Annotated in this window: 4 protein-coding genes; all 4 read left to right on the forward strand. The window is 39.5% G+C overall.

What is annotated here, in order from left to right; all coding sequences use genetic code 11:
- The coding region (locus VFM80_RS00430) for a cobalamin B12-binding domain-containing protein (protein ID WP_395068439.1) at positions 1–1050 on the forward strand (1050 nt) is incomplete at its 5' end.
- Positions 1050–2255 carry a sensor histidine kinase gene (locus tag VFM80_RS00435; RefSeq protein WP_395068441.1) on the forward strand — a complete coding sequence of 402 codons (1206 nt, stop codon included), beginning with the start codon at positions 1050–1052 and terminating at the stop codon, positions 2253–2255. The genes VFM80_RS00430 and VFM80_RS00435, both read left to right, overlap by 1 nt.
- 83 nt (positions 2256–2338) lie before the next feature.
- Complete coding sequence (locus VFM80_RS00440) at positions 2339–2782, forward strand: response regulator (protein ID WP_395068443.1); 444 nt, start codon at positions 2339–2341, stop codon at positions 2780–2782.
- Between the two features lie 6 nt (positions 2783–2788).
- Positions 2789–3066, forward strand: a 278-nt coding sequence (locus VFM80_RS00445; protein WP_395068445.1) for a response regulator, incomplete at its 3' end; no start/stop codon positions are given.

Below are 3066 nucleotides of genomic sequence, written 5' to 3' on the forward strand. Positions count from 1 at the left end.
GACCTCAATTTTGAAATACTAAAACTCGAATCGAACCGGAAGCAGCTGGCGGAAAAGATCACGGATCTTCACTTCAGTAACCACCCGGAACTTGAGAAGCGGTATGGAGAAAAAGGCCGGTTACATTGTTATGAAGATGCCCTTTACCACATAAATTACCTGATCGAGTCTCTTCGCGTTGAAAGTCCGGATATGTTTGAACATTACCTGGAATGGTCCTATCAGATGCTGATTGCCCGGGATATTCCCAAAGAAGACCTGCTGCGTAACCTGGAGTATTTTCTTGCCGCTATCGATCATATTCTCCCTAACTCCGATATGTCAATATCAAAAGAATACATAAACCGGGGGCAATATTATCTTAAAAATTTAAGGCCAAAGAAAAAGCATCACCTAACTCCAGAAAATCCTCTGTATCAGGAACCCAAAGAATACCTGAATCTGCTGTTGAACAATAAACGCCGGCAAGCAGGAGAACTCATTGATGAGTTGGTGAAACAGAATGTTTCTGTTAGTGATATTTATGAACATATTTTCCAGGCCACTCAATATGAGATCGGCGTTTTATGGCAGCGTAATGAGATCAGTGTAGCACACGAGCACTATTGTACTGCGGCCACACAGTTGATCATGTCACGTCTCTACCCTCTTATCTTTTCAAATCAGAAAAAGGGCCATCGTATGGTAGCCTGCTCAGTTTCAAATGAACTGCATGAAATTGGCATTCGAATGATCGCAGACTTTTTTGAAATGGATGGCTGGGATACCTATTACATGGGAAGCAATATGCCTGACAATCACCTGATACAAGCCATTCAGGAAAACAGAGCCAATTTATTGGCTATTTCCGTAACACTGCCTATTCATCTAAAAAAAGTAACTCAACTCATTAAAACCATTCGCAATATGCCGGATATGGAAGGATTAACGATCATGGCAGGAGGCTATCCCTTTTCCATCATCCCCAATTTAGATCAAAAAGTCGGAGCCGATGCAACCGCTCTAAACGCACGTAACGCTATTCAAACAGCTAATCAATTGGTACGTTAATGACGGATCTAGTCAAACATATTTCAAATGGGATCTACCTTGTGTGTGATCGGGACGGAAAAGTAACCCAAGTGCTTTATGATGACATGCAGCTTTGCATGGCCAAACAAACTCCTTTCCCATTTATGGAGCTCGTCGCAAAAGAAAGCTTAAATAAAGCAACTGACCTTTGGGAAGATATTCGAAGTAGGGAAATCGTGTTCGATTACGAATTATACGTTAAAACCGATAAAGAACCAGTGCCATTGAAATTTACATCAGCCAGATTTGGAGATAAGTTCTGGATCATTGGTGCTATTGAAAGTGAAATAATGGAAAAAATGCTTAATGAGATGATGCTGATAAACAACGAGCAGCAAAACCTGATCCGAAGCACAGAAAAAAAGATCAGTGAATTTCAGAAACAAGAAAAAGAACCTTCTGACAGGGTATTCAATGAAATTTCGGAAGTGAATAACGAATTAGTGAACACCCAACGGAAACTCATCAAACAAAATGAAGAAATTCTCCGTCTGAATAAAAGCTTGAAGGAAAGTAACAGGGAGTTGCAGCACTTTGCCTATACCCTTTCGCACGACCTTAAAGAACCGTTACGTATGGTGCGTTCATTTATGAATCTACTAGAAAAGAACTATGGGCAGAATTTAGACGACAAAGCAAAGGAATATATTCACTTTGCCGTTGATGGCGCCGAACGCATGAATAGCCTGATCACCGATCTGTTGGAATACTCTCGTATTGGAAGACAAAACAATACCTATGAAAAAACTGATCTGAATAAGATCTTGCAAAAAGTTCTGGAACTAAACGAATCTATAATTAAAGAAGCAGAAGCTAAAATTGAAGTGGGCGACCTTCCCAAAATTAAGGTACAAGCAGTTCCTTTGGAGCGACTTTTCAACAACCTGATCGGCAACAGCCTCAAATACCGAAAACCGTCTGTACCACCTGTGATCAGTATAAAAGCACAGAAACAAGCCGGACATTGGCTATTCTCAGTTACCGATAATGGCAGGGGAATTCCGACGGATCTGCACACTTCCATTTTTGACCTGTTCAAGAGAGGTGGAAATAACGAAGGTATATCCGGCTCAGGTATGGGTTTGGCTATGTGCAAGAAAATTGTAAAAGAACATGGCGGGGAGATCTGGGTATCTTCAAAACCGGGTAAAGGCAGTACATTTTATTTCACTATTGCCAAATAAAAATTCATTTAGTAATAGATGTATGAATAAGTCATATTGCAATGTCTTAAAGATTTCAACTTTAACATCAACAGGAGAACATTATGAGCAGCAAAGAAATACATATCCTTTTGGTGGAAGATAACGAGGGTGATATCGTACTTACTACGGAAGCTTTAAATGAGGGTAAAATTAAAAACTCCTATTCTATTGTGAGGGATGGCTGGGAGGCCATACAATATCTGGAAAAAAATGAAGGCTATGAAGATGCTCAGGAACCGGACCTGATTTTGTTGGATATCAACCTCCCAAAAATGAACGGGCATAAAGTGCTGAAGCACATCAAAAATCATAAAGACCTAAAGCATATTCCTGTGATCATGCTTACTACTTCATCTGATGAGGCCGACGTAATCAAATCTTATGAAAATCATTCAAATTGCTATATCACCAAACCGGTTGACATTAACAGCTTTTTAGAAGTTATCGCTTCTATTGAAAATTTTTGGATCTCTATTGTTCAACTCCCTCCAAAATCTAACAATTAATAAAGCATGACAGCTATTCAAAAAGATTTAAAGATACTGGTCGTTGAAGATAACCCCGGTGATTTTGTATTGATCGAAGAATACCTGTCTGAAGGATTGAAAAGTCCTGAGGTATTAAATGCAAGAACATTCCATGAAGCCGAAGAGTATTTAAATAATCACATTGGATTTCACATTATCCTGCTTGATCTGTCTCTTCCCGATCTTAGCGGGGAACCATTGGTTCAAAAAATGATGGACTTATCCGGTCAGATCCCGGTTATAGTACTTACCGGTTATGAAAA

Origin of the sequence: Gracilimonas sp., from assembly GCF_035704785.1 — a bacterium.
Lineage (GTDB): Bacteria > Bacteroidota > Rhodothermia > Balneolales > Balneolaceae > Gracilimonas.